The sequence below is a fragment of the Cetobacterium sp. genome (genome assembly GCF_051653945.1).
Classification (GTDB): Bacteria; Fusobacteriota; Fusobacteriia; order Fusobacteriales; family Fusobacteriaceae; genus Cetobacterium_A.
The window spans coordinates 1-5344 of sequence record NZ_JBOFXD010000075.1; the positions used below are offsets into that span (position 1 = coordinate 1).

Here is a 5344-nt window from a genome sequence, read left to right on the forward strand (position 1 = left end):
ATGGAAATAACTCTAATTAGATTACTTGAGAAAATTTTTGAATGAAAAATGGTCGAAATACATTGAAAATAAAGGGGGCATCAATGGTCAGGAAAATCCTTAGCGTTGTTATTCCGCGTTTTCCTGATGGGACCCCAAATACTGAATATTCTATCATTTTTTTTAAATAATTATTTTTAAAAATAATTATTTATTCAAATTTATAATTTATTGTATAATTCAATTTCAAACTTTAAATCAATACAAATACATCTATATAGTTAAATATACTCAACTGGAAATGTAAGTCATATATTTTTAGAAATTCCCTTTTATATTTTTTATAAGTTCTAACGAATTTGAATTATTAGTTTTCCTATTGTTTATAGCTATTTTTATGATATAATTAATCCTAAATGTACATCCGAAAATGTAAGATGGAGTCAATTCACACGATAAAGTTAGAATAATTATCAAAGGAGAATAATTTGAAATTAAATAAATCTATAAATTACAAAGAAAATACAATTAAATTTTTTGATAAAATGGCAAGTAAAAAGCATGGAGATTCTTTTAAACACTATAATAATGTTTTAAATTGGTTAGATTTATTATTAACAAATGAGCAATATACTCTTTTAGATTTAGGAACAGGAAAAGGAGATTTGTTATTAAAAATAATGAAAAAAAATAGAGTTTTGAAATTAATTGGTTTAGATATCTCGCCTGAAATGATAAAAATAGCTCTTAGTAAAAGGCTTCCTATTGACTTTATAATTGGAGATAGTGAAGCCTTACCTTTTAAAAACTCTTCAATTGATATTATAACTTGTATAAATTCTTTTCATCATTATTCTAATCCTGAAAAATCAATATCTGAAATTGCCAGAGTCTTAAAATCTAATGGAACTCTTATTTTAGGAGAAATCTGGATATTACCTATATTAAGAAATATAATAAATTTTTTCCTTCCTTATATGAAAACAGGTGATTATAAGATTTACTCTTGTAAAGAAATTCAAAATTTGTTTGCTGAACAAAATATTGTTTTAGTAGAAAAAAAATATGTTTTTCCAAGTAACTATACATATTTATTAAAAAAAGTTGCAGTAAAAAAAGGCTGATTTTAGTCAGCCTTTTTTATATTAAACTCTATGATTGATTATAACTGCTATCATTTCTAGTTCATTTTTTCCAACATTAATCAAATATAATTTCAAGAAAAATATCTCTTAGTTAATAATCTCTAATAACTCCCAATCCTCTTCGCTTCTTTTAAAGTATCTAATAACCCAGTCATTTTCTAATTTTAACTTTAACTTCTCAATATACTTAAATGCATCTTCTGGTGTAGGAAAAAATTGTCTTGAATCTATAAAGTCATAGTTTTCATTATTTATAACCTGTATTCCTTTAAAAATTTCAACTTTATACTGTCTTTTTAGCTCTTGCTTCTTTACGTAATTCATAAAACCTCCGATTTAAATTTTATAAAATAACTAAATAAAAATAAAACAGCCTTGTTCTAGGTACAAGGCTGTATAATAAATCATTTAAAGACTTTATATTTTTAAAATATACACTTTGACAAAAAATACTACTTCATATCATTATATCGCATATTTGTAAAAAAGTATAGTTTTATATTTTAGACATTGAAGTAACTTCTGTAAAAAAAGCTTCCACAGATTAATCCAATTGACTTTTTAAATAACCATATCCTTTTTCTTCCATATTTTTGAATGGAATAAATTCGATAGCAGCACTATTTATGCAATATCTTAAACCTCCGAATTCTCTTGGTCCATCGTCAAATACATGTCCTAAATGAGCTTTACCAACTCTACTTACCACCTCAACTCTTTCCATATTAAAACTACTATCTCTATGATAATTCACTACCTCTGGTGCAATTGGCTTTGAAAAACTTGGCCATCCACATTGAGAATTAAATTTATCTTTAGATGAAAAAAGTGGTTCTCCTGTTGTTATATCAACATAAATTCCTGGTTCAAAAAAATCCCAATATTCATTATTAAAAGCTCTTTCTGTATCTCCTAGTTGTGTTACTTTATATTGTTTTTCTGTTAGTTTAGATTTTAATTCATTATCTGATAATTTAGCATATTTATTTTCATCAATTATTATATTATCGGCTTTTGATAAATCTATATGACAATAGCCATTTGGATTTTTCTTTAAATAATCTTGATGGTAATCTTCTGCCAAATCAAATCTAATTAAAGGCATAACTTCTACCATAATTTTCTTAGGATAATTTTTTTGAAGTAATGTAATCTCTTTTTCAATAATATCCTTATCTTCTAAATCTGTATAATAAATTCCTGTTCTATATTGAGTCCCTTTATCATTTCCTTGCTTATTTAAACTAGTTGGATCTATAATTCTAAAATAGTATTTTAAAAGTGTTTCTAAACTTATTTTCTCAGAATTGTACATTACTTCAACAGTTTCAGCATGTCCTGTTCCTTTATATATAACATCTTCATATGTTGGATTTTCTGTTATTCCATTTGCATATCCTGAATTAGCATCAATCACACCATCAATTCTTTTCATATAAGCTTCTACACCCCAAAAACATCCACCAGCTAAATATATTTTCTTAATATTTTTCACTTCATCACCTCTAAGAGTTTATTATTATTATATTTACTCTACATATTAATTGTCAAATTTTTTCTTAAATTAAAAAGAAATTGAAAAAAAATTTGTAAAAAGTAGAAAGCTTACTACTTATAAAAGGAAGGTAAATTCATGGATAATTTTAATGATAATCAATTTTATAAAAAAGATTTAAAAGAAATCTATAAAATTTTTGATAGTAGCGAAACGGGATTAACACCTTCTAAAGTTAGAACCTGGGTTAATCGTGGAGCTAAAAATTTATTGACCAAAGCTCCTGAAAAAACTTTTTTTTCAAGAATTTTAGTAGCTATTTCAGAACCTATGGTTAAAGTTTTAATAGTAGCTATTTTTTTAACAATTGTAATAAATATAATGTCTATCGAACAACATCAAACTCCAGATTGGGGACAAACTATTGGAATAACTTTTTCTGTACTTTTAGCAACTATGGTAACTGTTTTTATGGAAAAAAAATCTCAAGATGCTTTTCTTGCCTTAAAAAAAATTGGAGATAAAAGAAACATTAAGGTTATGAGAGATAGTATAATCTATGAAATCCCTATCGAAGAGATTTTTCCAGGAGATATTATTTTTATATCTACAGGAGATAAAATTCCTGCTGATGGAAGGATTATTGAAAATAGTGACTTAGAGATTGATGAATCTTTATTAACAGGAGAAAGCCAAGCTTCTAGAAAAATTCAAGAACCTCTCCAAGGAGATGATTATTCCATTGGTGAAAGACTTAACATGGTATACTCTGGAACTTTTGTAGTTTCAGGTCATGCAAAAGTTCTAGTAACTGCTATTGGAGATAATACTGAAATTGGAAAGATATCTACATCTGTACAAATTGAATATAATATTTTAACTCCATTACAAAAAGAATTAGGGAATTTAGGTAAAAAAATAGCTATTGCTGGAATTGGAATAGCTATCATTGTCTTTTGTCTTAAAATATTTAACTACTATATTGATAACCAATTAAATTTACAAAATATTGCACAAGCTATAACTATCTGCATTGTACTTATTGTTTCTACTATTCCTGAAGGACTACCTACTATGATTGCTGCAACTTTGGCCCTAGGAGCTATTCGTCTTTCTAAAGAAAATGCCTTAGTTAAAAAATTAGCCGTTTGTGAGTCTATCGGAGCTATTGATGTTATTTGTTCTGATAAAACAGGAACATTAACTGAAAATAGAATGACTGTTGTTAAAATTGAAAACTTAAATGAAGATATGCTACTAAAAAATATTTTTTTTAATAACAGCTCAGCCTTCACCGAAGACAAAAACTCAACTAAAAAATTTATAGGAAATCCAACTGAAATTGCTCTTCTAAATTATTACTCAAATTTAAAAGAAAAACTTACAATAAAAGAGGAAAAACTTATTTTTCAATATCCATTTAACTCTACAAAAAAAAGTATGGGCAGTATTGTATCAACCTCAACTTTGAATAATTACATATTTTTTATAAAAGGAGCTCCAGAAAAAATATTTGAAGTTTGTAAAATCTCTGAATTTGAAAAACAAAATCAACTCCAAGCAATTCAAGCTGAACAAAGTATTGGAAGAAGAATCATCGCTTTTGCCCATAAAAACTTATCAAAAGAGGAAAAATGGAGAGATTTTGAAAAAAATCTTATGAAAGATTGTATCTATGATGGGTTTACTTCAATTTCAGACCCTATTAGAAAAGAGGTCTTTGATGCTATTACCACATGCCAAAAAGCTGGTATTGATGTCAAAATTCTTACAGGCGATAATACCCTAACCGCTACCACAGTGGCAAATGAGCTCGGTTTAATCAAGTCTGACTCACTTATTCTCGATGCAAAAGATATTGACTCTATGAATGACTATGAACTAAGAGGAAAATTAGAACATATCTCTGTTATTGGAAGAAGTAATCCTTTAACTAAACTTAGAATAGTTAATACTCTTATGGAAATGGGAAAATCTGTCGCTGTTACTGGAGATGGAATAAATGATGCTCCTTCACTTAAAAGAGCAGAGGTAGGTATTGCTATGGGAATAACAGGAACTGAAGTTTCTAAAGAAACTGCCGATATAATTCTTCTTAATGATTCTTTTGCTACTATCGTTAAAGCTATCGAGTCTGGAAGAGGTCTTTATGAGAATTTTCAAAAATTTATTCAATTTCAACAAATAGTAAATGTTGCTGCCTTATTTCTTATTTTAATGTTTGAACTTTTAGATTGGGGTACACCTTTAAAACCGATTCAAATTCTATGGATTAATATCATGATGGATGGCCCTCTTGCAATCTCATTAAGTTTTGAAAAAACTAGAAGATATATCATGAATGAGTTACCAAGAGATAAAAGCAAAAGCATTGTAACCACCGATTTATGGATTAATATTTTTACAAACTCTACATTTATGGTTTTATCTATGATTTTTTTCATAAGAGTTTTTCATATCAGTAAAGAGATGACACCTACATATATTTTCAATCTTTTTATATTTTTAGTTATATTTAATGTTTATAATTGCAAAAGTATTGGAAAAAACTCTATACTAAAAAATTTCTTTAATAATAAAGTTCTTAATAGGGGTCCCATCAGGAAAACGCGGAATAACAACGCTAAGGATTTTCCTGACCATTGATGCCCCCTTTATTTTCAATGTATTTCGACCATTTTTCATTCAAAAATTTTCTCAAGTAATCTAATTAGAGTTATTTCCA

Annotated in this window: 4 protein-coding genes; 2 read left to right on the plus strand and 2 right to left on the minus strand. The window is 27.1% G+C overall.

Translation table 11 applies throughout. The annotated features are described in order from the left end of the window. Positions 1 to 467: 467 nt before the first annotated feature. Entirely contained in the window at positions 468 to 1103 is a 636-nt protein-coding gene (locus ACRC8M_RS08440) for a class I SAM-dependent methyltransferase (RefSeq protein WP_438528735.1), read from the plus strand. 108 nt (positions 1104 to 1211) lie between these two features. Here ACRC8M_RS08440 and ACRC8M_RS08445 read toward each other — a convergent pair whose 3' ends face one another. Together ACRC8M_RS08445 and msrAB are read right to left on the minus strand one after the other, a co-directional pair. Further along, positions 1212 to 1448 carry a hypothetical protein gene (locus ACRC8M_RS08445; protein WP_023049865.1) on the minus strand — a complete coding sequence of 79 codons (237 nt, stop codon included), beginning with the start codon at positions 1446 to 1448 and terminating at the stop codon, positions 1212 to 1214. Positions 1449 to 1668: 220 nt separating this feature from the next. Further along, a complete protein-coding gene (gene msrAB, locus ACRC8M_RS08450) occupies positions 1669 to 2619 on the minus strand; it encodes a bifunctional peptide-methionine (S)-S-oxide reductase MsrA/peptide-methionine (R)-S-oxide reductase MsrB (protein ID WP_438528736.1) in 951 nt (316 codons plus the stop codon). A gap of 138 nt (positions 2620 to 2757) precedes the next feature. Between msrAB and ACRC8M_RS08455 the strand changes: the two genes are divergently transcribed. Next, a complete protein-coding gene (locus tag ACRC8M_RS08455) occupies positions 2758 to 5265 on the plus strand; it encodes a calcium-translocating P-type ATPase, PMCA-type (RefSeq protein WP_438528737.1) in 2508 nt (835 codons plus the stop codon). Positions 5266 to 5344 lie beyond the last annotated feature (79 nt).

What these genes read in the sequence shown, in the direction of transcription:
- ACRC8M_RS08445 (WP_023049865.1), bottom strand. Translation starts at nt 1,448, where the DNA reads ATGAATTACGTAAAGAAGCAAGAGCTAAAAAGACAGTATAAAGTTGAA.
- ACRC8M_RS08455 (WP_438528737.1), top strand. Translation starts at nt 2,758, where the DNA reads ATGGATAATTTTAATGATAATCAATTTTATAAAAAAGATTTAAAAGAA.